The sequence below is a fragment of the Larsenimonas salina genome (genome assembly GCF_023736155.1).
GTDB classification, from domain to species: domain Bacteria; phylum Pseudomonadota; class Gammaproteobacteria; order Pseudomonadales; family Halomonadaceae; genus Larsenimonas; species Larsenimonas salina.
In genome coordinates, this window is sequence record NZ_JAMLJJ010000007.1 from 84,069 (window position 1) to 110,053 (window position 25,985).

22 protein-coding genes are annotated in these 25,985 nt (G+C 59.3%); 16 read left to right on the forward strand and 6 right to left on the reverse strand.

The features are described 5' to 3' along the window. The first annotated feature begins 21 nt into the window (after positions 1–21). The 7 genes from ispH (at position 22) to NAT23_RS13020 (ending at position 8,933) form a co-directional block, all read left to right on the forward strand. The gene (gene ispH, locus NAT23_RS12990; protein WP_251929004.1) at positions 22–975 is read left to right on the forward strand and encodes a 4-hydroxy-3-methylbut-2-enyl diphosphate reductase; all 954 of its coding nucleotides are present in this window, start codon (positions 22–24) and stop codon (positions 973–975) included. Positions 976–989: 14 nt separating this feature from the next. Further along, on the forward strand, positions 990–1,472 hold the full coding sequence (locus tag NAT23_RS12995; protein ID WP_251928966.1) for a sterol desaturase family protein: 483 nt from the start codon (positions 990–992) through the stop codon (positions 1,470–1,472). Positions 1,473–1,597: 125 nt separating this feature from the next. Further along, positions 1,598–2,143: a type IV pilus modification protein PilV gene (pilV, locus tag NAT23_RS13000; protein ID WP_251928968.1), complete on the forward strand. Its 546-nt coding sequence runs from the start codon at positions 1,598–1,600 to the stop codon at positions 2,141–2,143. After that, positions 2,140–3,138 (forward strand): PilW family protein, encoded by a 999-nt coding sequence (locus tag NAT23_RS13005; RefSeq protein ID WP_251928970.1) that lies wholly within the window; start codon positions 2,140–2,142, stop codon positions 3,136–3,138. The genes pilV and NAT23_RS13005 overlap by 4 nt, the downstream gene beginning before the upstream one ends. Then, positions 3,135–3,635, forward strand: coding sequence for a hypothetical protein (locus NAT23_RS13010; protein WP_251928972.1), 501 nt, complete (start codon positions 3,135–3,137; stop codon positions 3,633–3,635). Before NAT23_RS13005 ends, NAT23_RS13010 begins: the two co-directional genes overlap by 4 nt. Then, a complete protein-coding gene (locus tag NAT23_RS13015) occupies positions 3,623–6,568 on the forward strand; it encodes a PilC/PilY family type IV pilus protein (RefSeq protein WP_251928973.1) in 2,946 nt (981 codons plus the stop codon). The genes NAT23_RS13010 and NAT23_RS13015 overlap by 13 nt, the downstream gene beginning before the upstream one ends. Positions 6,569–6,728: 160 nt before the next feature. Further along, positions 6,729–8,933: an EAL domain-containing protein gene (locus NAT23_RS13020; RefSeq protein ID WP_251928975.1), complete on the forward strand. Its 2,205-nt coding sequence runs from the start codon at positions 6,729–6,731 to the stop codon at positions 8,931–8,933. On the opposite strand, the gene NAT23_RS14815 is transcribed toward NAT23_RS13020, so the two are convergent. Then, entirely contained in the window at positions 8,916–9,431 is a 516-nt protein-coding gene (locus NAT23_RS14815; protein WP_350028338.1) for a GspH/FimT family pseudopilin, read from the reverse strand. The two genes, NAT23_RS13020 and NAT23_RS14815, sit on opposite strands and share 18 nt — an antisense overlap. 20 nt (positions 9,432–9,451) lie before the next feature. Here NAT23_RS14815 and thiO point away from each other — a divergent pair, with 20 nt between their 5' ends. Further along, positions 9,452–10,555, forward strand: a complete 1,104-nt coding sequence (gene thiO / locus NAT23_RS13025) for a glycine oxidase ThiO (RefSeq protein WP_251928977.1) — start codon at positions 9,452–9,454, stop codon at positions 10,553–10,555. Here thiO and NAT23_RS13030 read toward each other — a convergent pair. Continuing rightward, a complete protein-coding gene (locus NAT23_RS13030) occupies positions 10,552–10,800 on the reverse strand; it encodes a PP0621 family protein (protein ID WP_251928979.1) in 249 nt (82 codons plus the stop codon). The two genes, thiO and NAT23_RS13030, sit on opposite strands and share 4 nt — an antisense overlap. Positions 10,801–10,954: 154 nt before the next feature. Here NAT23_RS13030 and NAT23_RS13035 point away from each other — a divergent pair, with 154 nt between their 5' ends. Next, positions 10,955–12,622 (forward strand): NAD+ synthase, encoded by a 1,668-nt coding sequence (locus NAT23_RS13035; protein ID WP_251928981.1) that lies wholly within the window; start codon positions 10,955–10,957, stop codon positions 12,620–12,622. A gap of 63 nt (positions 12,623–12,685) precedes the next feature. Here NAT23_RS13035 and NAT23_RS13040 read toward each other — a convergent pair whose 3' ends face one another. Then, positions 12,686–13,507: an outer membrane protein assembly factor BamD gene (locus NAT23_RS13040; protein WP_251928983.1), complete on the reverse strand. Its 822-nt coding sequence runs from the start codon at positions 13,505–13,507 to the stop codon at positions 12,686–12,688. Between the two features lie 130 nt (positions 13,508–13,637). Here NAT23_RS13040 and rluD point away from each other — a divergent pair, with 130 nt between their 5' ends. The 3 genes from rluD (at position 13,638) to clpB (ending at position 18,068) form a co-directional block, all read left to right on the forward strand. Next, positions 13,638–14,600, forward strand: a complete 963-nt coding sequence (gene rluD, locus NAT23_RS13045) for a 23S rRNA pseudouridine(1911/1915/1917) synthase RluD (RefSeq protein WP_251928985.1) — start codon at positions 13,638–13,640, stop codon at positions 14,598–14,600. After that, positions 14,597–15,340 (forward strand): peptidoglycan editing factor PgeF, encoded by a 744-nt coding sequence (gene pgeF / locus NAT23_RS13050; protein ID WP_251928987.1) that lies wholly within the window; start codon positions 14,597–14,599, stop codon positions 15,338–15,340. Before rluD ends, pgeF begins: the two co-directional genes overlap by 4 nt. Positions 15,341–15,482: 142 nt before the next feature. Further along, entirely contained in the window at positions 15,483–18,068 is a 2,586-nt protein-coding gene (gene clpB / locus NAT23_RS13055; protein ID WP_251928989.1) for an ATP-dependent chaperone ClpB, read from the forward strand. A gap of 163 nt (positions 18,069–18,231) precedes the next feature. Here clpB and treF read toward each other — a convergent pair whose 3' ends face one another. Next, positions 18,232–20,100 (reverse strand): alpha,alpha-trehalase TreF, encoded by a 1,869-nt coding sequence (gene treF, locus NAT23_RS13060; RefSeq protein ID WP_286010039.1) that lies wholly within the window; start codon positions 20,098–20,100, stop codon positions 18,232–18,234. A gap of 186 nt (positions 20,101–20,286) precedes the next feature. On the opposite strand from treF, the gene NAT23_RS13065 reads away from it, so the two are divergent. Together NAT23_RS13065 and ilvN are read left to right on the forward strand one after the other, a co-directional pair. Further along, positions 20,287–22,011 (forward strand): acetolactate synthase 3 large subunit, encoded by a 1,725-nt coding sequence (locus NAT23_RS13065; RefSeq protein ID WP_251928993.1) that lies wholly within the window; start codon positions 20,287–20,289, stop codon positions 22,009–22,011. After that, positions 22,011–22,502 carry an acetolactate synthase small subunit gene (ilvN, locus tag NAT23_RS13070; protein WP_251595471.1) on the forward strand — a complete coding sequence of 164 codons (492 nt, stop codon included), beginning with the start codon at positions 22,011–22,013 and terminating at the stop codon, positions 22,500–22,502. The genes NAT23_RS13065 and ilvN overlap by 1 nt, the downstream gene beginning before the upstream one ends. Before the next feature lie 100 nt (positions 22,503–22,602). On the opposite strand, the gene ilvY is transcribed toward ilvN, so the two are convergent. Beyond that, positions 22,603–23,493, reverse strand: a complete 891-nt coding sequence (ilvY, locus tag NAT23_RS13075; RefSeq protein ID WP_251928995.1) for an HTH-type transcriptional activator IlvY — start codon at positions 23,491–23,493, stop codon at positions 22,603–22,605. 159 nt (positions 23,494–23,652) lie between these two features. Between ilvY and ilvC the strand changes: the two genes are divergently transcribed. Together ilvC and pssA are read left to right on the forward strand one after the other, a co-directional pair. Then, positions 23,653–24,669 (forward strand): ketol-acid reductoisomerase, encoded by a 1,017-nt coding sequence (ilvC, locus tag NAT23_RS13080; RefSeq protein WP_251595475.1) that lies wholly within the window; start codon positions 23,653–23,655, stop codon positions 24,667–24,669. A 152-nt stretch (positions 24,670–24,821) separates the two neighbouring features. Continuing rightward, on the forward strand, positions 24,822–25,721 hold the full coding sequence (pssA, locus tag NAT23_RS13085) for a CDP-diacylglycerol--serine O-phosphatidyltransferase (protein ID WP_251928997.1): 900 nt from the start codon (positions 24,822–24,824) through the stop codon (positions 25,719–25,721). Positions 25,722–25,729: 8 nt separating this feature from the next. Here pssA and NAT23_RS13090 read toward each other — a convergent pair. Further along, positions 25,730–25,985: hypothetical protein (locus NAT23_RS13090; RefSeq protein ID WP_251929000.1), on the reverse strand; the 256-nt coding region annotated here is incomplete at its 5' end.

The window sequence follows — 25,985 nt, forward strand, 5'->3', positions numbered from 1 at the left end:
GATCGATTCATGCCTCAACCGATGCAGATCAAACTGGCCAACCCGCGTGGGTTCTGCGCAGGGGTTGATCGCGCGATCGATATTGTCAATCGGGCGCTCGATGTCTTCGGCGCTCCGATCTATGTACGCCACGAAGTCGTCCACAACAAGTTTGTGGTCGATTCACTGCGAGACCGGGGCGCGGTGTTCGTCGAGGAGCTTCATGAGGTGCCCGACGACGTCATCGTGATCTTCTCGGCGCATGGTGTCTCCCAGGCCGTGCAGGACGAGGCGGACCGACGCGGACTCAAGATCTTCGATGCGACCTGCCCACTGGTGACCAAGGTGCATATGGAAGTGTTGCGCTACGCCAAGCGTGGGCGCGAATGCATCTTGATCGGTCATGAAGGTCACCCTGAGGTCGAGGGCACCATGGGCCGTTATGACGAGCGTTATGGTGGGCGTATCTATCTCGTCGAAGACGAAAACGATGCCCGAACGCTCAAGGTTAACGACCCGAATAATCTATCGTTCGTGACTCAAACAACGCTCTCGATGGACGACACTTCCAGGGTCATCGATGCGCTCAGAGAGACTTTCCCCAACATCGAAGGGCCGCGCAAGGACGACATCTGCTACGCAACGCAAAACCGGCAGGACGCGGTTCGTATACTGGCCGAACAGAGCGACGTCGTGCTGGTGGTGGGCAGCCCAAACAGCTCCAATTCCAACCGACTGCGTGAGCTTTCCGAGCGCATGGGCACGCCCGCGTACCTGATCGACGATGCAAAGCAGATCGAGGAAAGCTGGTTCGAAAGCGGCGCCGTGATCGGCATCACGGCCGGGGCCAGCGCGCCCGAGGTGCTTGTCGAAGGGGTGATCGAACGCCTCAAGACGCTGGGGGCGCAGTCGCCTGATGAGCTGATTGGTCAGGAAGAAACCATTCGGTTCTCGATGCCGAAAGAGCTTCGCGAGCGGGTCATTGCCAGCAGCTGATAACGGGGTGGAACATGGGCGGCGTGCTAGAGTTTCTGATCTTTTTTTTCATCGGATTGGTCGGCATGGAGTTCGTGGCCTGGTTCACTCACCGCTTCATCATGCACGGCGTACTGTGGTGCTGGCATCGCTCGCATCACCGTGAGCGCCAGGGCGTTTTTGAACTCAACGACCTGTTCGCGGTGTTTTTTGCGCTGCCGGCGATCGTTCTGATCTATCTCGGCACCGAAGCCGGCTATGGCTGGGCCCTGGCATTAGGCCTCGGTGTGACGGGCTACGGGGTCATCTACTTCGTGTTTCATGATGGTCTTGTGCATCGTCGGTTTCGTGTGCCCTTGAATCGCCGACGTGCGTTCTGGCGCCATCGCATCGAGGCGCATCGGCTTCATCACTCGACCAGTACCCGCGAAGGGGCGGTGTCGTTCGGATTTCTGATCGTGCCCTCGCCGCAGTCGCTCAAGCAGGCTCTGATGAAGAAGCGAAAACGTCAGGCCTGACCCGGCTCGGTTATTCCTCAAAGGGCTCATTCGAGCCCTTTTTTCATGCATCAAGGCGCGCGTTCTCACGCCGTTAATCTCCTATGACGTTTCAGCAGGCATCCGCTTGCGCGCATGGAGAGATTATGACCCATTCTCACGCGACCCAGCGTGGCTTCACTCTGATCGAAGTGCTTGTCACGCTGGTCATCGTCAGCATCGGCGTGATGGGCGCGGTGGCCCTTCAACTCAACTCGCTCAGAGCCAGCGACGCCGCGCTTAGCCGAACTCGGGCAACGCTTCTGGCCGAAGGCATTGTCGAGCGGGTGCGCGCCAACCCAAGTGCCGAGGCGCTCGCAATCTATAACGTCGGTGAATCCACCGACCCCGTGCTCGGAAGCGGTGCTCGTGGGCGTGTCGAGTGTACCGCCAGCGCGTGCTCGGCAGGTGACTGGGCAAAGCGTGACCTGTGGGATATCGACCAACAGCTTCAGCGCGAGGGGGCTACCTCCATGCTTGACGGCCTGCCCGAAGGCAGGGCCTGCATTGTTGTGTCCGACCAACGCGTCACGGCAGACGTTGTGTGGCAGGGCAGTGGCGGGGGTGATGTCACACTCACCGACTGTGGTCGTGACGTGATTTCCTCGGGACGGCGGGCCGTTCGAATTGAAAGCGCGGTGGTGACGCCATGAGCCGTCAGCGTCAGCAGGGCGCCGGATTGATCGAGCTGATGATTGCGCTGCTGATCGGAAGCGTACTGACCACGGCTCTGATCGGGTTTTATCTTCAATCGGCGCGGGACTTTCGCTATCAGCAGGCCGTGACGCAGGTTCAGGAGACCGGCCGGTTTACGACGCATTTTCTTGCTGATCAATTAAAGCGTGCCGGCTTCTGGGGCTTTGCCTGGGAAGCAAGCTTCGAAGGAAGTTTTACTTCGGCCGACGATCAATTAATCGACGAGGCCAGAGCCGGCTACAGCGACAGGCTTGGTCCCTTGCCGATCTGGAGTGGGCCGTCGCCGTGCAAGAGTCCCGGCTGCGCGCTGGTGCCGACGAACTATCGAGCGTCTTCTGCCGCGCCCGCTTCGGATGCCCTGATGCTCCGCTACGCCGACACCTCGGATGCGGGAGGGGCCACCCTGCACTTGGCCAGCAAGGGCGCCTGCCTGCAACTTTCCTTGAACGAGGTCAATGACTGTGGCGCCGTAAACGGGGCCAAGCCCCGTGAGCTTTGGAGCTATCGGGCGCTTGCCTTTGCCGTCCGCCAGATCTGCGAGGACGGGCAGGGGCGTCGCACGGCCTGCACCGGCGCGTTCGAGACCGCGCGCCCGGCGCTTTACATGGGCGTTCTGACCGAGTCGACCTACCGCATGACCGAAGTGGCCCCAGGGGTGGAGCTCTTGCGGCTTGAATGGGGGCTCGACACCAACGCCGATGGCAGGCCTGACCGTGTGGCGACCGGCGCCTTGTCGAGCGAACAGGCCCGTCAGGCCGTCAGCGCGACGCTTTTTGTGGTGGTTCAAAGTGCGCCGCTCGACCGAAGCCTTTTACGCGCGCAACCCACGCTACGTCTAGGCGAGGTTTTCTATGCACCGCCTGAGGACAGCCGAGTACGGCGCGTGTTTTCTACCACGGTTGCGCTCGGCAATGTTCAAAGCCGCCGGGCGTTCGGCGAGGTGGCGCCATGAAAAAACAGCGCGGGTTCGTCTTGATGATGGCGATGATTTTGCTGTTCGGGCTGGCGCTTCTTGGCGCCACACTCAGCAAGAGCGGCGTTCTGGGCCTATCGTTGTCGCACCGGACCCAAGAGAGCGTGGATAACTTTCAGGACACCAACGGGCGCCTGGCCGTACGACTGGGGAGTACATGGAGCCAGGCCAATCGAACGGCGCTCTTGGCGCTGGCATTGGGTGAGCGATTCACCGAAGACAGCGGGCATTCGGTGACGCTTGTGAACAAGGTGCTGACGTGCGCCTCAAGCGCCGAGCTTCGCGCCATGGGCAGCGATACCACGACGGTGCTGCGGCGGGTGGTCGATATCGAGGTGAACGGCGGCGATGGCGACGGGCAGGCGCCGTATACCTTGCACCAGGGCATGGTGGTGTCGACGCCGGGCGCAGGCAGTCGGCAGTCGCTGGACATGCGCACCCTGAACACACAGGAGAACACCCAATGCGGGTCATGATCACGCTCTTATGGGTTTTGGTAATGGCCCAGGTCGTCAAGGCCGATGACACCAGCATCTATCTGCCGGAATACGTCTCTGGCCAGCCCCAGGTCATGATCGTCTTCGATAACTCCGGCAGTATGGCGACCGTAGTGCCGAATTCTGGTAAGACCCGCATGGAGATCGGCAAGGAGGTCGTTCAACGGCTGGTAGCTAACTACCCCAACATCAACTTTGGCCTGAGCGTATTCAACAATAACGCCGCCGATGTCTACTGCACGGACTCCTGGTGCTCGATGAGCGGACGATACGCCGTTGAGAATCGCCATAATGGTGGGCGCATCGTGCGTGCGTTGAGTCCGGACAATCAACAAAGTGCCAGTTCCCGACAGGCGCTTTTGAATACAATCAATACGCTAATACCGCAAACCTCGACGCCATTGTGCGAGACCATGTATGAGGTGTATCGCTACTTTACCGGTTCGGCGCCGATATTCGGTCTTGATAAAGCCTCGGCCGATACGCCGAATGTCGATGGTAATGCATTGATCAGCACCTCCGCGGGCGTTCGGTACCGTTCACCGCTTCGCATGTGCGAAAACGTGTATGTGGTGTACGTGACCGATGGGTTTCCTCAGTGGGACACGCGCGCCAATGCAGCAATCAAGTCCGAAACGGGCAAGTCCTGTGGCCGATATACGACGATCAATCCGGTCAACAGCAATGAGAACGTTCTCGCTGAGAACTGTCTGCCGACGCTGACCGAGTATCTAGCCACCACCGACCTTTCTACAGCGCTTGAAGGCACACAGCACGCCTACACCTTTACCGTCGGTTTCACGACCGAGCAAAAGCTCCTCGAAGATGCAGCAACAACGCCCGATAGCATCTCGAAAGGCTATTTCACCGCCAACGATGAAGACGAACTGACCCAGGCGTTTACGGCTATCGTGACCTCGATCCTGGGGCTAAAGCCGGATCAGAAGGGGGTGGTCACGGTGGCAAGCGCCGATGGGTTCGTGAATGACTCGGTGGTCTATCAGCCGCTCTTTCAGCCCAAGCCCAGTCAGCGTTGGACCGGTAATCTCAAGAAGTTCGAATACGACACACTCAGCGGCTCAGTCAATGACAGCGCCGAAGCCTGGACGCCTTCGCTCTACAGCCCCTCTACGGCGGTCGAAAGCGGTGGTGTTGGCGCCCGGCTTCGAGACCGGTTCAAACGTTCGGAAGAATACGTGTACACGTCGACGGCCAGGGCTATCTATACCGATACCGGTAGCGGCGGGTTGCAGTCTCTGGCAACGCTCGGTCAGGGCGCCTTGACCCTGAGCTCTGCGGTCGCATCCAAACTTCGAGAGACATTCTACAGCCAGCAGGATGTGGTGGACTGGTTGATCGGCAAGGACGTCACCGGTGAAAACGCCACCAACCGCACGGACAACGTACGCCCCTGGTTGATGGGGGACATCCTTCACTCTTCACCGCTTGCGATTAACTATGGCTGCCCTGGCAGCAACTGCATCTCAACCGTGTTTGCGGCCACCAACGAGGGCATGGTGCATGCCTTCGATGGCAACAGCGGCGCTGAACGCTGGGCGTTCTGGCCATCGTCGATGAGCGACATGGCCGTCTACCGAATGCTGAACCTGCCGGCTGCGTATTTGACCCCAAAGGGGGAGACGTTCAGTCAGGCCGGCCGCTATGGGCTCGACGGCCCGCTGACCCGGTTCACGTTGCCCGATGGCAATGGCGCCTTCACGACACGACTGACCGTCGGCATGCGCCGAGGCGGGTTCGAGTATTACGCGCTTGACGTCAGTGAGCCTGAATCGCCGCCGACACTGGCCTTTCATATCTCGCCCAGCCAAAAGGGGTTCAGCGAGCTCGGTCAAAGCTGGTCAGGGCTGATCCCTGCCATTTTTTCTGCAGCCAATACCCGTGGCAACGGCAACGGCAACGGCAACGGCGAAGGCACGACCAGAAAGGTTTTCGTATTCGGTGGTGGCTATGACCCGAACAAAGATGCCGACGGGGTTGGCACCGATGACGCGCGCGGTCGAGGCGTCTATGTCGTTGACGCTTTGACAGGCGCGCTGATCAAGCATCTATCTTCGCCAACACTTGCCAACAGCGTGCCTTCCGACATTTTAACCGTGGACAGCAATGGAGATGGTGTGACGGACCGGCTGTTTTTCGGCGATACCGGAGGTAATGTCTGGATGGGAGACGTCAGCGCGCGTGAAACCAGCGAATGGCGTATAGAGCGTATTGCCGCTCTTGGGCGTGACCGAGGTGGCTCGGCGAGCAACGATCGGCGCTTCTTTGCAGCGCCTGTTCTCTGGCGGACCACGCTTGAGGGCGATGCTGTAGATCTTTTGGTGCTCGGCAGTGGCAACCGGGCACGGCCTCAGTCGAGTGCGACCGAAAACAGGCTCTATTTGCTGAACGTGACCGAGCTTCTGAAAGACTCGCTATTGGCGGCTCCGATACGCGACAGCGACCTTACGATATTAATGGAGGACCAGGATGAGGAAACCGAAGTAACCAGCAACACGCTGGGTGCGGGCTGGAAGCTTCTGTTCGATAGCGTCGGTGAGAAAGTGTTTTCAAGGGGCGTGCTGGTGGCGGATTCGCTGCTTTTTACGTCGTATGTGCCCTCCAACGCCCTGAGTATATGCACACCCGCCTCGGGGTCGACCCAGCTTCACATCGTGACGCTTACCAAAAAGAATGGTGTATTCACCGTACGGGCCGCTCAGACGAAAGTTGGGGACTTCATTCAGACGCCGCCGGAAACGCTGGTGACCGAGCAGGCGACCTTTTTGGCGGGGGTTGACGGCACGGTCGTATCCGAACTTTTCAAGAAGGTCGAGGCTTCGGATAAGGTCACTGAGCAGGGAGGCGTACTCAATCAGATGGTGACCTTTCCTGGGTATTGGTACAGGGAGTGAAAAATTAGCCATTAGTATGGATAATGCGCAGCTCTAGGAAGTACCACTTTTTAATTAGTTAATTTTAATTAATAAGTCATTGTGTGTCTTTCTCACTCGCTCGGCGGGCCTGATGAACTCTCGGGTCGGCATGCGCAGATTCATTGATTTAGAGACGGTTATGCACCTTTCGCCTGCCACACTTGTCTGGTCCCTTTGCCTGGTGCTCATCACACTGTGCCTTAGTTGCGCGGCGCTTTTTCAGACGCGTTTACGGCTCGATGCTTCCAGAGAACAACGTTGGAAAGCCGCGCTCGAAGGCAGTGGGTGTAGTGTCTGGTGGCTGAACCCGAAAGACTGGTCGATCCGCTATACAACCGATGCGCCGCGGGCGCTCGGATATGAAGGGCTTGGGTCGCACTTGACCTGGGCCCAGTGGCTTTCGTTCGTCAAACACGAAGACATTGCCCGCGTCGAGCGGGCATTGGCGCGCCACATCGACGGCCGGGATGGCTATTATCAGTGCGAGTATCAGGTGCTGAATGCGCGTGGAGACTATGAATGGATTCGAGCCAAGGGGAGTCTGGCTCGGTTTGGCAACACGGTGCTCGTGTGTGGCACCTTTGTGCAGATTACCCAGGAAAAGCAGTTCCATCTCGAACGTGAGCAATTGATCAGCTCTGCTCAAGAAGAGAAGGAACGTCTGAAAACGACCCTGTTTTCGATCGAGGATGCCGTTATCACGGTCGATGGAAATGGGCGGATCATGTTCATGAATCCCGCTGCCGAGCGGCTGATCGGGTGTGCGTTTGATAAGGTCGCAGGCTCTGATGTCGTCGATGTGTTAAAGATTGCCCCGAGTGACTCGGTGCATCCATTTATCCGCTGCGCCGAGCGTGGGCATATGCAGGTCGTGGATTCACCGATAGCGTTCAAAAATCAGTTCGGGGAGCAACTGTCGGTGCGGGGCAAGGTGTCGCCGATACGAAGTTTCGAGGGTGAGTTCGCCGGCGCCGTGATTACCCTGCAGGATGTGACCCATTCAACCGTTTTGCAGCAGCAGCTCAACCACAGCCACGATCACGACGCCTTGACCGGTACCCTCAACCGAGCCGGCTTTAAACGGCGACTTCAGCGTGCGCTCGAGGAGCGCTTGGAGGCCGATGAGGGGCGCGAGGCGGGCGTGGATCAGGTGCGCGCCCTGATCGTTTTGGATATCGACCGCTTCAAGCTGGTCAACGATTTGGCCGGGCACATCGCTGGTGACAGACTGCTTTGCGAGGTGGCGGTGAAGCTTAAGACGCTTGCTGGTGATCAGGCGGTGCTCGCTCGGCTGGGCGGCGATGAGTTCGGTGTGATGAGACCGTTCAAGGATACGCATCAGGCGCGCCAGTTTGCTGAGTCACTGCTCGAGAGTCTTCATGAGCATGTGTTCAGTTGGCAAGGGCGGCTATACGACGCCTCGTCCAGTATGGGAATGGTGATGTTCAAGGAGGGCAGCCATACCGTCAGTGAGTTACTGAGCAAGGCCGACATCGCAAGCCACAGCTCAAAGCGAAACGGTGGCAACCGTTTGAGTGTTTTCGAACCGGGCGAGCTTGCGGTGGAGCGCCACGCCGAGGAAATGAGTGTAGCGGCCGAGATGCGAGAAGCGCTCGCCAAGGAGCGCTTTGTTCTCTACGAGCAGCCGATTCGTTGCTTGGACGGTCTGCATCGGGATCATATCGAAGTGCTTTTGCGCATGCGTGATTGCCATGGCACCTTGATCGCGCCGGGGCTGTTCATTCCAGTGGCGGAGCAGTTCGGGCTGATGCCTTCGGTCGACCGCTGGGTCATTCGTACGGTGTTGATTGAGCGAGGTGCTTCGCTTTCTGACCGGGATGTTGGGGTGAGCATTAACCTGTCGGGTGCATCCTTGAACGATCCGAGCTTTCCCGAGTTTCTCGCCACCGTGCTCGATCAGACTCAATTGCCACCTTCCAGTATCGTGTTCGAGCTGACCGAAACGGCACTGGTCAATCATATTGATCGAGCCCGTGCGCTGATTCTCAGGCTTCGAGCGCGCGGGTGTCGCATCGCCCTTGACGATTTCGGGAGTGGTGTGAGCTCCTTCAGCTATATCCAGCAGTTCGAGGTCGACATCATCAAGATCGATGGCGCGTTCGTGAAGCATCTGCTGGACAGCCCACTCGACCGAGTCATTGTCGAGTCGATACAGCGTGTAGCCGATCAAATCAAGGCCATGACGGTGGCGGAGTATGTCGAAAGCGCCGAGCTCTATCGCGCGCTTTCTCATATCGGGATTAATTACGCCCAGGGGTATTTCATTCAGGCGCCGGTGCCAATGGCGCTGCCAGGCGAGATGGCGTCACAGATCACCACATGACGTGTGTATGTCCCGTTCACGGCGAAGCCGGCCCATGGCGTTGAGTATTAGCGCGTAAGGTACGGCCTGCGCCTTCGGTGTTGCGGGGCAAATGAAAAATCGGCCATTCAAGGCCTGACGCCAGGGGAGCGGGTGATAATCGAGCGTGCGGCGAAACCCGCGCCATCGCACCTGCACCCGCTCTGAAAATGTGTGCCGTGCAATGATCTGATCCGTCCCCCGATTTACGACCAATACCGTCTGCCAGTCCACGTTCGTTTGACAATGCGCTCCATCGGCGCTGCCACACACTCTGACGCTGTGCTGTGTGGCTTGGCTACTCTGCCTTGCGACGGCGAGCAGCCGACTCAGCGTCGTTATTTCGGCCTCAATCTCCCGCTCCGTCGTCGTTTCCATCTGCGCTAGACTAAGTGCAGTGAGCAGTCCTGCGAGCGCGAGCGCACACAGACAGGACATCAACGAGAAGCCGCGTTGTCGTGCAACGGTGAAAATCAACATTTTATATTAGGGGCGTTTAATTGAGTGATGTAGTGGTTATCGGCGGCGGTGTCTCAGGCCTTATGACGGCCAGGTATCTGGTGGAGGCAGGCGCCAGCGTGACGGTAATCGACCGCCAGGACTGTGCACGCGAGGCCTCCTGGGCCGGCGGCGGCATCGTTTCACCGCTTTACCCCTGGAAATACCGGCGCTGCGTCAATGAACTGGCACGCCACTCGATCGCCGAATATCCGGGGGTGGTCACGGCACTGACGGAGGCGACCGGTATTGACCCCGAATTTTCCCGGCCTGGCATCTACTACATCGATGTCGATAACACCGACGATATTCTTGAGTGGGCCAGCGCGCTTTCTGCCACAGTGTTGCCGCAGAAAGGCCCGCCCATCGAGGCGTCGCTGCCCACCTTGTCCCACCGCTATGACAGCGGTGTCTTCATGCCGGGTCTTGGTAGTCTCAGAACGCCAAGGCTTGGTCAGGCGCTTAGGCGCTGGGCGCAGGAATCGCCTCATGTACGCTTGCTTGAAGGCGTCGACGTAAAGCGCGTGCGCATCGATCAATCCCAGGCGGTCGGCGTGGAAACCTCGCATTCACTTTTAAGCGCCGGCGACGTGGTGGTGTGTAGTGGTGCCTGGAGCGGGGAGCTGCTGGCGGCCAATCGCATCACCTTGCCGGTGTACCCGGTCAAGGGACAGATGCTGTTGTTCAAGGCCTCGCCCGAATTCCTATCCCACGTGGTGCTCTCGCACGGGTTTTATGCCATTCCAAGGCGGGATGGGCATGTGCTTGTCGGCAGCACGTTTGAAGAGGTGGGCTTTGACAAGACGCCGAGCGAGCAGGCCCGCGCGCTACTGTTCGATCAGGCGCTCGACCTTTTTCCAGCGTTGGGCGACTGCCCGGTGGTCCACCACTGGGCGGGCCTGCGACCGGGGGCGCCAGACAGCATTCCCCATATCGGGCCGGTTGCCGACATCAAGGGCCTCTGGGTGAACGCCGGCCACTTCGGAAACGGCGTGGTTCTGGCGCCGGGGGCCAGCCGTTTATTGGTCGAACAGATGACGGGGGATCCCTGCTGTGTGGATCCGACGTCGTATCACACGGCGCTCAAGAACTGCGCCATTGCCTAGTGCCGATCGTTTCGTTGCAGGTACTGTACCCGATGCGCCTGACAGCAAAAGTGATCCGCCCCCTGACGTACGGCGTCCGGTTCCGGTATGTGCAGCTGGCACTGAGCGCAACGCACCATGCGGTGCTCCTGATTCGAATGGGCGGCCGGATTTGACGCCTTGAGCGACCGCGTTTTGCGCTTGAGTGCGCGATAGGCCATGAAACCAAGCCATATAAGCGCAAGAAGGATCAGAAAGCGTGCCATGATATTCCTTGGTAGGTCACCGTTCACAATGCGTACAATGAGCCCATGTTATCAAACAGCTGTCCGAATGACCGCTACTCAGACCGAGCGTGACGTTCGGGCGCGAGCCATGTAGTCGGCGCAACGCGCCTCGGGAATAAAAGAAAGGTTGTTCATGAATCAAGAGTATTCAACCCCATCGGATGCGACGTCGTTGACTGTGGTCATGGCCCAGCTCGATCCGCTGGTCGGCGACGTCAGAGGCAACGCCCTGAAGGCCATCGAGGGTGTGCGCGAGGCGCGAATCGAACACAACGCCGATATCGTCGTGCTGCCCGAGCTGTTCTTGACGGGCTATCCCCCTGAAGATTTGCTACTGCGTGATTCGATGCACGCACGGGTCGAGGAAGCGCTTGACACCATGGCCGCGCAGATGGCCTCCGATGTATTGGTCGTGATCGGCTACCCTGCTCTAAGAGACGGCAAGCGTTATAACGTCGCCGGTGCTTTGTACGGGGGGCAGTGGCTTCATGAATACCGCAAGCAGGCCCTGCCCAACTACCTGGTCTTTGACGAGCAGCGCTATTTCGAGCCAGGCAACGCGCCGTGCGTGTTCGAGTTCAAGGGAGCGCGACTGGCGCTTCTGATCTGTGAGGATTTGTGGGATGACGGCCCCATCGAGCAGATCAAGGATCAGGGTGTCGATATCATTCTGTCCCCCAATGGCTCGCCTTACCACGTCGACAAGTTCGAAGAGCGTGTGGCGCTGATGAGCCAGCGCGCCCGTCAGGCCGGCGCCAGTATCGTGTACGTCAACCAGATCGGTGGTCAGGATGAGCTGGTGTTCGATGGGGCCTCGTTTGCGCTCGATGCAGACGGTGACACCGTCGCCCAGGCGCCGGCCTGGGAAGTGGGAATCATGCCGGTACAATTCGAGCGGCGCGATGAGCGTGTCGTGGCGCTTTCCGGTGAGCGTTACCCCTGGCCCACGGATGAAGAGTCGCTTTACTGCGCACTGGTCTCCGGCGTGCGGGACTACGTCAATAAAAGCGGGTTCAAGGGGGTAGTACTCGGGCTCTCAGGCGGCATCGATTCGGGCCTGTCGCTTGCCATCGCGGTCGATGCGCTGGGCGCTGATCGAGTGCACGCGGTCATGATGCCCTATCACTACACCGCCGAAATTTCGCGAGAAGACGCCGCCGAGCAGGCCAGGGCGCTTGGGGTCGAGTATGACGTTATGCCGATCGCGCCGATGGTCGAGGCCTTTACCGAGACGCTGTCGCAAAGCTTCGAAGGCCTTGCGCGCGACACAACCGAGGAAAACCTTCAGTCGCGCTGCCGTGGCGTCTTGTTGATGGCGATCTCCAACAAGAAGGGCCTGATGGTACTGACCACAGGCAACAAGAGCGAAATGGCGGTCGGCTACGCCACCCTTTATGGAGACATGGTTGGTGGCTATAACGCGCTCAAGGACGTCTACAAGACCTGGGTGTATCGACTGGCGCGCTGGCGTAATCAGCAGGGCGACGGCGAGATGATTCCCGATCGGGTGATTACGCGCCCGCCGTCGGCTGAGTTGGCGCCGGATCAGAAGGACTCCGACTCCCTGCCGGAGTACGACGTACTCGATGGGATTCTTCGCTGCTACATCGAGGGCGATGAGAGCCTTGAAACCATCGTTGGGCGCGGATATCAGTATGACGATGTCGAGCGCACCATTCGTCTGGTCGATCGTAACGAATACAAGCGTCGTCAGGCCCCGCCAGGCGTACGTGTGACCCGGCGAGGCTTTGGCCGCGACCGGCGCTACCCGATCGTCAACGGCTGGCAGCCCGGCAATTGAATCTGTTTCTGCTTGCATAAAAAACCCTGCCTAGGCAGGGGTTTTTATTGGCCCGGGCAGCAATCAGCCAGCGCCATGCGCTTTCAGCGGTTTGGCATCAACGTAGCGTGGCACGAACGTGTCGCCTCGCAGTCGATCGTTTTTCGGATCGTTTTTGATCAGCTCGGTCAGAACTTCTCTTGCGCGATCCTTCATGCCAAGGCCCAAGTAGCCTTCCACCATGACCGCAAGCGCATCGCGTGTGGCCGGTGTCTGCGGGTAATGATCGATAACCCACTGACCGCGCTTGACCGCCGCAGTGTAGGCCTCTTTGCGCAGATAGAAATCGGCGGCCTGCAGTTCGTTTCGAGCCAGCACGTTTCGAAGATAAATGATGCGCTGACGGGCATCGGGAGCGTAGGGGCTATCCGGGAAGCGACGAACCAGCTCGCCGAAATCGACGTAGGCATCCCGAGTCGCGCCGAGATCGCGTTTTGAAATGTCGATCAGGTCAAGGCCCTCAAGACTGAACCGGCCGGCCTCCCAGGCCGCGAGGCCGCGCAGGTAATAGGCGTAATCGACCTGAGCGTTGTCCGGGTGCAGACGAATGAAGCGGCTGGCTGCGGCGCGGGTCTGATCCCAGTTCTCGACCTGGTAGTAGCCGTAGATCAGCTCGAGCTGAGCCTGCTCGGCGTAGTCACCGAACGGGTAGCGGCTGTCCAGCGCTTCCAGATAGTTGACTGCTGCCGAATAGCGCCCATCGTCGAGTGCCTTCTGGGCTTGTTGATAAAGTTGTTGCTCAGGAGCGTCCTGAGTCTGCTTGTTGCCGTCGCCTGCGCAACCGGCCAGCAGGCCCAGCGTCAACGCGAGTACACTCAGAGAAATGGCGCGCATCATTTTCCTCATATCGGGCATTTCTTGATGGGCGTGATAGACTTCGCCGCGATGATCCGTCAAGCCCTCGGGCTTTGATCGGGTACTATAAAGCATCACTTGATGATAAGACACCTTAGGGCATCGACGCCCGGGAGAGTGGATGGCCGATAAGATAGAGCGCGACCGGACGGTACCGGACGAAATGATGGGATGGCGTCTGGATCAGGCGGCGGCGGAGCTGTTCAGCGAGTTCTCTCGCCAGCGTCTCAAGCAGTGGATCAACGAACAGGCCCTTTTGTGCAATGGGGCGCCGGCCAAGCCCAAATCGAAGGTACAGGGCGGCGAATCCTTGATCATCAATGCTGAGCTGGCGCCTCAGGGCGACTGGACGCCGGAGGCCATCGAACTTGATATTCGTTTCGAAGATGACAGTGTCCTGGTGATCAACAAACCCTCGGGGCTCGTGGTGCATCCGGCGGCGGGCAACTACGATGGCACGCTGTTGAATGCGCTGATTCATCACTGCCCCTCGCTTACCCAGCTGCCCCGAGCCGGCATCGTGCATCGACTCGACAAGCTGACCACGGGGCTGATGGTCGTTGCGAAAACGCTGCAGGCTCAGACCTCGCTGGTGGAGCAGCTTCAGTCCAAGACGGTCACGCGTGAGTACGACGCCATCGTCAATGGCCCGATGATCGCCGGGGGCCACGTCGACCAGCCCATCGGGCGCCACCCGAAGGACCGCAAGCGCCAGGCTGTGGTCAGCGCAGGCAAGCCGGCCGTGACGCATTACCGCGTTCAGGAGCGTTTTCGTGGCCATACGCACGTACGCTGCCGGCTCGAGACCGGTCGAACGCACCAGATCCGCGTTCACATGGCCCATGTGCACCACCCGCTGGTAGGTGATCCGGTCTATGGTGGCCGGCTTAAGCAGGTAGCCGGTGCAAGTGACGCGCTCAAGGAGGCGCTGCGCGGCTTCAATCGACAGGCGCTTCATGCGCGGCGCTTGAGCTTCGAGCACCCGGATCACGGCGAGCCGGTGACGATCGAAGCCGAGTTGCCGGATGACATGCAGATCTTGCTGCATCACCTTCGAACCGACACGGAAGAATACGCGTCATGATCCCCTCCCGACCGACCCTGTTGCTGCCCGAATGGGAGGCGCCCAGCACCGTGGGCGCGTTCATGACCACGCGGGAAACCGGGCCAAGTCGGACGCCGTACACGGCCTTCAACCCGGCCATGCACGTCGGCGATGACGCAGAGACCGTCTCGCTTTGCCGCCAGTTGATCAGCGATGAGATCGGTGATGACCGACCGATACTCTGGCTCGATCAGGTGCACGGCACCACCGTTCAGCGCCGGTTCGAGACCGCGCCAAAAGCCGACGCTGCCATCGCCTATGATGCCGAGTACGCCTGTGCAGTGATGACCGCTGATTGCCTGCCGCTGTTCATCTGCGATGGCGCCGGCACGCAGGTCTCGGTGGTTCATGCCGGGTGGCGCGGCCTGCGTGACGGCGTGATTGAAGCGGCCATCGAGGCGTTCGAGGCTGATCCGGCGGATCTTCTGGTCTGGCTCGGTCCTGCCATCTCGAACGCGCAGTTCGAAGTGGGCGAAGAGGTGCGTGAGGCGTTTCTCGAGGTACAGCCCGAGGCGTTCAAGGCGTTTGATCCAAGCCCGTATCGGCTCAAGCATTACATGGGTGATCTCTATAAGCTGGCCAGACAGCGTCTGACCGGGCTCGGGGTGCATCGCATCAGCGGCGGGCACTTTTGTACCGCCTCCGACGAGCGGTTCTATTCCTACCGCCGTGACGGCGTCACCGGCCGCATGGCAAGCGTCATCTGGCTGGCACGCTGAGCCAGGCTGTCCGGGTTTTTTAGCGCGACCTACCTTGAAATCCATCGGTTCGCCACTATCTATGAGTCATCATTGAACTAAACGGCATCGCTGATTCAGGGGCTTTCGAGCCACTTGAGCCCAGATGCCTGGAGGATGACTCATGAGAATGGATCGACTGACCAGCAAGCTTCAAAACGCACTCGCCGACGCTCAATCGCTCGCGGTTGGGCGGGGCCATAACGAGCTGCAGCCCGCCCATGTACTGAGCGCGTTATTTGATGCGCGTGACAGCGGCTTCAAATCGCTGATTCAAAAGGCCGGTGGCAACCCCGACCAGGTACGCCGCGGGCTGGAATCGCACCTTGATAACCTGCCGACCGTCAGCCAGTTCGACGGCAACGTCGGCATGAGCCAGTCGCTCGGCCAGCTTCTGAATCTGGCCGACCGCGAGGCGCAAGGCCGCGGCGATCAGTACGTCGCCAGCGAACTGGTGCTGGTGGCCGCGCTTGAAATGAAGCACGACGTCAGCAAGCTCTTGAAGCAGGCCGGGCTCGACGCCAAGCACGTGCGCGCCGCGATCGATCAGCTTCGAGGCGGCGAGACGGTCGATGACGCATCCGCTGAAGAGACCCGCGAGGCGCTCGAGAAGTACACCACCGACCTGACCGCCCGCGCCGCCAGTGGCAAGCTTGATCCCGTGATCGGTCGAGACGAGGAAATTCGCCGAACCATTCAGGTGCTTCAGCGCCGCACCAAGAACAACCCGGTCCTGATCGGTGAGCCTGGTGTGGGCAAGACCGCCATTGTCGAGGGGCTTGCCAGTCGTATCGTCAATGGCGAAGTGCCGGAAGGGCTCAAGAACAAGCGTGTTCTGTCGCTTGATCTCGGTGCGCTGCTGGCCGGGGCCAAGTACCGCGGCGATTTCGAGGAGCGCCTCAAGGGCGTGCTCAATGAGCTCTCAAAGGAAGAGGGTCGTGTGATTCTCTTCATCGACGAGCTGCACACCATGGTCGGTGCGGGCAAGGCCGAAGGCTCGATGGACGCCGGCAACATGCTGAAGCCCGCGCTTGCCCGCGGTGAGCTTCACTGCGTGGGCGCGACCACCCTTGATGAATATCGCCAGGACATCGAAAAAGACGCCGCGCTCGAGCGTCGCTTCCAGAAAGTACTGGTCGATGAGCCGTCCGAAGAAGACACCATCGCGATTCTTCGCGGGTTGAAAGAGCGTTACGAGGTCCATCACGGCGTCGATATTACCGATTCGGCGATTATCGCGGCGGCCAAGCTTTCCACGCGCTACATTACCGACCGGCAGCTGCCGGACAAGGCTATCGATCTGATCGATGAGGCCGCCTCGCGCATTCGCATGGAGATGGATTCCAAGCCCGAGGAAATGGACCGGCTCGAACGGCGCCTGATTCAGCTCAAGATCGAGCGCGAAGCGCTCAAGAAAGAGACCGATGAAGCCTCCCGTCGTCGGCTCGAAACGCTTGAGACCACCATCGGTGAACTCGAGCGTGAATACGCCGACCTCGATGAGGTCTGGACCGCCGAAAAAGCGAGTCTTCAGGGCGCGGCCCAGTACAAGGCCGAGCTCGAGCAGGCTCGTATCGAGCTTGAGACCGCGCGGCGTCAGGGCGATCTCGGGAAAATGTCCGAGCTTCAGTACGGCCGGATTCCAGAGCTTGAGCGCAAGATCAGCGAGGCCGGCGAAGCCGAGCAGACGCCGCTGCACCTGCTGCGCTCCAATGTGACTGAGGAAGAAATTGCCGAGGTGGTGTCACGCTGGACCGGCATTCCGGTGGCCAAGATGCTCGAAGGCGAGCGCGACAAGCTGCTGCGCATGGAAGAGGCGCTGCATGAGCGCGTAATCGGTCAAAACGAAGCGGTAGAGGCGGTTTCCAATGCGGTGCGCCGCTCACGCGCCGGCATTAGTGACCCGAACCGGCCCAATGGCTCGTTCCTGTTTCTCGGGCCGACCGGGGTCGGCAAGACCGAGCTGTGCAAGTCGCTCGCCAACTTCCTGTTCGATACCGAAGAGGCCATGGTGCGCATCGATATGTCCGAGTTCATGGAGAAGCATTCCGTGGCTCGGTTGATCGGGGCGCCGCCGGGGTATGTCGGCTATGAAGAGGGGGGCTATCTGACCGAAGCCGTTCGCCGCAAGCCCTATTCGGTGCTGCTGCTCGATGAGGTCGAAAAGGCCCACCCGGATGTGTTCAATATCCTGTTGCAGGTGCTGGAAGATGGTCGACTGACCGACGGCCAGGGGCGCACGGTCGACTTCCGTAACACCGTAGTGGTCATGACCTCGAACATGGGCAGCGACGTCATTCAGGCCTTTGGCGGCGGTGAATCCGACTACGACGCGATGAAGCGCTCGGTCATGGACGTGGTCAGTAACCACTTCCGGCCTGAGCTGATCAACCGCATCGATGAAGTCGTGGTCTTCCACGCTCTGGCGAAAAATGAGATTGCGCGGATTGCCTCGATCCAGCTCGACCGCCTGCGTCAGCGCCTCAAGGAGCGTGACATGGCGCTCGAGGTTTCGGAGGCGGCGATGGCGAAGCTGGCCGAGGCCGGATTTGACCCGGTCTACGGTGCCCGCCCGCTCAAGCGTGCGATTCAGAGTCAGCTCGAAAACCCGTTGGCGCAGGCGCTGCTCTCCGGGCGCTTCGGGCCGGGCGACACCATCGAGGTGGATGTCGAGGACGAGGCGCTGTCGTTCCATACAAAATCGGCGTAAGCGCAACGCCTTTCCGTGCCGCATTGAGTAATAAAAAGCCCCGCCTAGGCGGGGTTTTTTTAAGCGTACGACGCGCAGCTCTGAGGGGCGTGATGATCGCCTATGAGTAGTAGGCGTACCGCGTCATCGAGCATCGGTTTGACGCGATGCTCGGCTTGGGCGGCTAGCAGGTGTTGGTGGCGACGTCGGGGTAAAGGTCCATCAGTGCGCGCAGTACGCCGTTGGTCCAGCCGAAGCCGTCCTGGGCGGGATACTCACCGCCTTCGGCCCGCTTCTTGTCGACCACGTTGTATTTCTCGATCAGCTTGCCTTCCTCGCAGAAACGCTCGAGGTTGGTTTCGATCCAGCGGCTTGCGATGTCGCGCGCGAGCGCGCGCTGGCCGTAGTGACGAAGTCCGATCACCGAGACCCACTGCAGGGGTGCCCAGCCGTTGGGCTTGTCCCACTGCTCTTCGGTTTCCAGATTGGTGGCGCTGAGCCCGCCCCGTTCCAGCAGGTGGCGCTCCATTGCGCGGGCGGTGCGTTCTGCCTGATCGGTGGTGGCGGCCTGCACGTAGAGTGGAAAGGCCATGGCGCCGCTGACGCTTTGGGTCTGTGTGCGCTCGTGCCAGAGATAGTCGCGGAAGAAGCCGGCGTCATCGTCCCAGAAGAGGGTGCGAATCACGTCGCGCCGCTTGCGGGCACGCGCTTGATAGAACCGGGTTTGGGTCATGTTGTCTTCGAGTTCGAAACCGCGGGCGATCATCGCCTCCAGGCGGTACATCAGGCAGTTCAGATCCACCGGTGCGACATCGATGGTACGAATCGTTGCCAGATGATGACCGTCGGCCAGCCAGCGGGAGCTGAAATCCCAGCCGCTTTCACCGGCGGCGCGAATGTTGCGCCAGACGTCTTCGTGAGGCCGTGAAATATGCCGCGCGGTCAGGATGTCCTCTCGAAACGATTCCGGGCGGGGCGTGTTTTCATCGTCCCAGTAGCGGTTGAGCAGGGTGCCATCAGAAAGCTTGATTACCCGGCGATGAGACTGCTCCGGCGGGAGCGTATCCGCGCCATCCATCCAGTAGTTGTATTCCTTTACCAGCATCGGCAGGTAGTGCCGGTAGATGCCATCGCCTTCGTGCAATGCGCGCATGGCGACCATGGCCGAAAAGAACGGCGGCTGGGAGCGCGACAGATAGTAGGTGCGGTTGCCATTGGGAACATGACCGTAGGTTTCGATCAGAAACGCGAAGTTGTCGGTCATTTCCCGTACCGTGCGATCAAGGCCGCTGACCTGTAGCCCGAGCATGGTGAAGTAACTGTCCCAGTAATAGACCTCGTTGAATCGACCGCCGGGCACCACGTAGTCGTACGGCAGCGGCAGGCGTGAGGAGTGCGGGTTCAGGTCCGTACCGAGATGCCGGGTCAGTACCGGCCATAGCTGGTCGATGTGCTTGGAGATCGATTGGCCGGGCTCGGGGGTGTAATCCTGCTCGGTGTCCTGTTCGACGAAATGCGCCTCGATGAACGTTTTCAACTCTTCATCGCTGAACGGGCCATGCTTTTCCTTGATCGCCCGGTAATGAGATAGCACGGTTTCAGGCGGCAGGGACGGAACCATATCGACGAACGTTTTACTGTCGGCAAAGAGATGACGGTTCTGAACGTCCATAAAAAGATCGCCCCAGAGCTTGGGTGGGGCAGGGGTCGTTTTATGCAGTGCGTGCTGAGGGGCCGCGTTACCGCTTTGTTTGTCAGTCGCCATCAGCGCTCCGGCAGCTTTGAATTTCAGTATTAAACCAACGTGGCAATCATGATAACAGTGAACCGGCAGGGCGCACTGCTGACACGATAAATTCCCTGTCAGTACCTCTGTTACGCTCGATAACGCTCGGCGGTTGACACGGTCCGCTCCCTGGTGGAATCTTGGGCGCTCCTGATTGCGGGCGTAAGCGTTGACGAACCACCCTCGTCGCTTACGTAAATGTGGAGCCAGGCTCCACTGATATCCTGTCGAAAGACGGTTCGGGCAGGGCGCAGTATACGCCGCCATCCATCTGCCCCGCGAGGGTCCAACCGACCTTCGTCGCTGCTCGCTGACCGCTATCCGGGTCGGCACGTCAGGTCTGACATTCAGGTGCCGTTTGCCTCGGGCGACGGCAGGTGGCCACGCCACCCTCGAACTCCGGTGCGCACCGCTCCGTGATTGCGATCGAGACCTAACCTAGAGGAATTACCTGTGGAACTGCTTTCTGGCGCCGACATGATCGCCCGCTTCTTAAAGGATGAGGGCGTTGAGTATGTATATGGATACCCCGGTGGAGCCGCGCTTCATATCTATGATGCGCTATTTCGCCAGGATGATGTAAAACACATTCTTGTTCGTCACGAACAAGCCGCAACGCACATGGCTGACGGCTACGCGCGCGCTTCCGGCAAGCCGGGCGTGGTGCTGGTCACCTCAGGCCCGGGCGCGACCAATGCCGTTACCGGTATCGCAACGGCCTATATGGATTCCATCCCGATGGTCGTCCTGTGTGGGCAGGTTGCAAGCCATTTGATCGGCGAAGACGCCTTCCAGGAAACCGACATCGTCGGAGTGACTCGGCCGGTCGTCAAACACAGCTTCTCCATCCGTCACGCTTCAGAAATCCCGACCGTGCTCAAGAAGGCGTTCTACTTGGCAAGTTCCGGCCGTCCGGGGCCTGTCGTGGTGGATATTCCGAAAGACATGACCGCGCCGACCGAACGCTACGAGTACGTCTATCCGAAGAAGGTCAAGCTGCGCTCCTATAATCCGGTGACCCGGGGCCATACCGGTCAGACCAAGAAGGCCGTTGAGCTGCTTTTGAAGGCCAAGCGCCCGGTCATCTTCGCAGGCGGCGGTGTTGTGTTCGGCAAGGCAAGCGAGGCATTGACCGATCTGGCGAGGCGCTTGAATGTGCCGGTCACGACGTCGCTGATGGGCCTGGGTGCTTATCCGCAGGGCGACCGTCAGTCACTCGGCTGGCTCGGCATGCACGGCTCCTATGAGGCCAACATGGCCATGCACCACGCCGATCTGATTCTTGGCGTCGGCGTTCGCTTCGATGACCGCGTGACCAACAACGTTTCCAAGTTCTGTCCGACCGCGAAGATCATCCACATCGACATCGATCCCAGCTCGATTTCAAAGACCGTGCGGGCCGATGTACCGATCGTGGGCGCGGCCAACCATGTGCTCAACGACATGCTGGGGCTGATTTCCGAGCGTGAGCAGGAAAATCGCGATGATCTCGACGAGTGGTGGACCAGCATCGAGCAGTGGCGCGGCGAGCGCGATGGCAAGCTGTACGAGCCGGCCGGGCCGGGCGAGACGCTGAAGCCGCAGCAGGTGGTCGAGGCGGTGCACAAGGCCACCGACGGCGATGCCTATGTGGTCACCGATGTTGGTCAGCACCAGATGTTTGCCGGTCAGTACTACAAGTTCAATCAGCCCAACCGCTGGGTGTCCTCAAGCGGTCTCGGCACCATGGGCTTCGGGCTTCCCGCCGCCATGGGCATCAAGTTGAACTACCCGGATGACGACGTTGTGTTGTTCACCGGGGAGGGCAGTTTTCAGATGATGATGCAGGAACTCTCGACCTGTAAGCAGTTCGGGATCGGGGTCAAGATCGTCAATTTGAACAACCAGTCGCTTGGGATGGTGCGCCAGTGGCAGGATTTGAACTACAAGTCCCGCCATGCTCAGTCCTATATGGAGTCACTTCCGGATTTCGAGGCGTTGCTCGGAGCCTACGGCTTCCGCGCCATCACGGTGCGCACGCCGGAGGAGCTGGAGGCCGCGCTCGAAGAAACGTTCAAGCATCCTCATGAGCTGGTGTTTTTGGATGTGCAGGTCGACCCGCGCGAGCACGTCTATCCGATGCATGTGCCTCTTGGCTCCATGCGCGACATGCTGCTTTCCAAGACGGAGCGAACCTGATGCGCCATATCATCTCAATCTTGCTTGAAAACGAACCGGGCGCCCTGTCGCGTGCCGTTGGTCTCTTCTCTCAGCGCAACTTCAACATCGAGACGTTGAACGTGGCGCCGACCGACGACCCGACATTGTCACGCCTGACAGTGACCACTACCGGTGACGAGCGCATCATCGAGCAGATCACCAAGCAGCTCAACAAGCTGATCGACGTGGTCAAGCTGGTGGATCTCACCGAAGGCGCGCACATCGAGCGCGAGCTGATGCTGGTCAAGGTCAAGGCCTACGGCGCCCAGCGCGATGAGGTCAAGCGCACGGTAGACATCTTCCGGGCCCAGATCGTCGATGTTACGCCGGGCATCTACACGGTTCAGATCACAGGCGATGCCAGCAAGCTCGACGCGTTCTTGAGCGCCGTCGCGCCCGTCGGCATTCTTGAAGTGGCTCGCACCGGGGTTTCTGGAATCGCTCGCGGCGAGAAAGTACTCAGCGTGTGAGCTGACGCCTTGTCGAGTTATTGAGCCGCTCATCGTGAGCGGCTTTTTTTATGTCTGAATGATGCGGGTGTGCCGGAGGAGAAGCGCTCACCGAGAAGGCTTACTGAGTGTCATCCGGCGAGGCGACTTGGGACCAGAGCGCCATGGTCAGCGGGTTTTTGAGTTTCTTTTGATTGACGCACAGGCCGACATCGTAGGGAGTGAGTGTCGGGTGAACGTCCAGCGCCTGAACCCGGTCGGCCAGGGGGCTATTTTCGAGCACCATTTCGGGCACGATGCCGACGCCAAAGCCAAGGCTTACCATGCTGACAATGGCTTCGTTACCCGCCACCTGGGCGTAGATGTGGGGTTTGGTGCCGCGTTCTCGAAACCAGTGCTCGATGCGCTCACGTGCAAGACCCGATTCCGACAGAATCATCGGAATCCTGTCCCACTGCCTATCGGCGATGCGCGTCTCAAGCCAGTCCGGCCGCTCCCTGGGCGCGATAAACAATAGCGGGGTACGGGCGATCGACTTGAACGCAAGCGCCGGAGGCAGACGGTCTGGTCGTGCTGTAATGGCCATGTCTTCAAGGCCTGACAGGATGCGTGATACCGCGTCCGCCGGGTCACCGGTATGCAATTTAAGCTCGATGCGCGGATAGTTCAGGCGAAATTCGCTTAAGAGCTCGTACAGAAAGCTGTAGCTGGCGGTCACCGAGCAATAGATGCTGATTTCCCCGAAGAGCGTTGCGTGCTCCTCCATCAGGGTATGACGCAAGAGGTCCCATTGCTCGAGGGTATCCCGCGCGAACGGGTGAAAGCGCTGGCCGGCACTGGTTAGGCGCACGGTACGGTTGTCGCGCTCGAACAAGGCCACGCCCAGCTGATCTTCCAGGTGTCGAATCGAGCGGCTGAGTGTTGAGGTGCTGACGTGGCACTGAGTGCTTGCCCGACTGAAATTCAGGTGATCGGCGACGGTTAGAAAGTGTTTGAGGGTCTTGAAATCCATTTTGCATTTCCTGCAACGTTTCTTTGCAAATATAGCATTTTACGCAATGAGCGGCGCGCGGTAGAGTGCATTCAAAGCGCTGCAAAAGACGGCGCATCCCCGAAGCCGGGGGCTCAACGCGGACACGATCTTCAAACCTCTGATTTAAAGGAATTCGACATGCAGGTGTATTACGACAAGGACTGCGATCTGTCGCTGATCCAGGGCAAGAAAGTTGCTATCGTAGGTTACGGCTCACAGGGCCACGCTCATGCACTCAACCTGAAGGAATCCGGTGTCGACGTGACCGTTGCGCTGCGCAAGGGCTCTTCTTCTGCGGCGAAGGCCGAGGGTGCAGGTCTTAAGGTTGCAAGCGTTGCCGGTGCTGCCGCCGATGCGGATCTGGTCATGATTCTGGCGCCTGATGAAAACCAGAAGGCGATCTATGAGCAAGACATCGAGCCGAATCTGAAAGAAGGCGCCACGCTTGCGTTCGCCCACGGCTTCAACATCCATTACAACCAGATCGTTCCGCGCACTGATCTTGATGTCATCATGATCGCGCCGAAGGCACCGGGCCACACCGTTCGCTCCGAGTTCACACGCGGTGGCGGTATCCCGGACCTGATCGCAATCGAGCAGGACGCGTCCGGTCAGGCGAAAAACACTGCCTTGTCCTACGCGGCAGCGATCGGCGGTGGTCGTACCGGTATCATCGAGACCACCTTCCGCGATGAGACCGAGACGGATCTCTTCGGTGAACAGGCGGTTCTGTGTGGTGGCGCGGTCGAGCTGGTCAAGGCCGGTTTCGAAACGCTGACCGAAGCGGGTTACGCGCCCGAAATGGCCTACTTCGAGTGCCTGCACGAGCTGAAACTGATCGTTGATCTGATGTATGAAGGCGGCATCGCCAACATGAACTACTCCATCTCCAACAATGCGGAGTATGGCGAGTACGTGACTGGGCCTGAAGTTATCAATGAGCAGTCGCGTGAAGCGATGCGCAACGCGCTCAAGCGGATTCAGTCCGGCGAGTACGCCAAGATGTTCATTCAGGAAGGCAACACCAACTATCCGTCCATGCACGCGCGTCGTCGTCTCAATGCTGAGCACGACATCGAGCAGGTCGGTGAGCGTCTTCGCGGCATGATGCCGTGGATCGCGGCCAATCAGCTGGTCGACAAGAGTAAGAACTGATCAGGGGTTTGATCCCCAACAGCACTTGCTACCAATACGGGCGCCTTAGGGCGCCCGTATTGCGTTTGGAAGGCGGCTATTTGGCGATGAGTCGTCTAGCCTGTCTGTTAATGGCATCATTAATAATGAGTCAACAACAGGATTACTACGTTATGACAAATGATAATCGCCCTCCTGGCGATGAGCAGCCCGCACCTCGAGATTCATTTTCCGAGTTCAAGGAGGATTCGGAAGTTATCGAAGAGGTCGTGGAGGGCGGTCAGAAAGTACGTCGCCGGGGGATCTATCTCCTGCCCAATCTCTTTACGACGTCTGCGCTGTTTTCAGGGTTCTTTGCCGTTGTCGCTGCACTTAATAACGATTACGCGGCAGCGGCGATCGCCATTTTCGTGTCGATGGTGCTCGATGGTTTTGATGGCCGTGTTGCGCGCATGACCAACACCCAAAGCGCATTCGGGGCTGAGTATGACAGCCTGGCGGATATGACGTCGTTCGGTGTGGCGCCGGCGATCGTTGCGTTCAGCTGGACACTTCAGGACATCGGTAAGCTTGGTTGGATCGCGGCGTTCGTGTTCGTTGCCGGTGCCGCCCTGCGCCTTGCACGGTTCAATGTCCAGATCGGAAGCGTCGACAAGAAGTGGTTCATTGGTCTGCCAAGCCCATCCGCGGCGGCCGTCGTCGCAGGTTTTGTATGGACCTTCCACAACTTCAATGCCGAAGGCTTTGGCTTCAAGTTGTTCATGGCAATCGTCGTGGCGGCCATGGGTATCCTGATGGTCAGTAACGTGCGCTACTACAGTTTCAAGGACATTGACGTTAAAGGGCCGGTGCCGTTCGTGGTACTCCTGGCCATTGTGCTTGGCTTTGTTGTGATTTCGGTCGAGCCCTCGGTTATGTTGCTGCTACTCTTTGGCAGCTATGCGCTGTCTGGGCCGCTCGGTGCCCTTTGGAGGCGATACCGTGGTCACTCCAAGAGCAAGAAGGCGTCCTCCATCGATGAGTCGGTACAGCAAAAGCACCAGGACGCAGCGTCTGATAAACACGATACCTGACGCACACGCTACTTGAGCTGGAAGTTAGAAGCGCCCTGCAGGCCCCGGTCTGCGGGGCGCTTTTGCATCGGTGTCATCCGGATGTCATCTTTTTTCGACAAAGGGGTTGCGCTCGAGTCGGTGCGTGGGTAAAGTACGCACCCGCTGTCGGGGACGTCGCAAACGGCCAGGCAGTATGAAGTGCGCAAGGCGCTGATTTGGTTTGGTTTTTCTAGGCTTTTTTGAAAAATCGAACGTTGACATTTCAGCCCGGTTCGGTAGAAT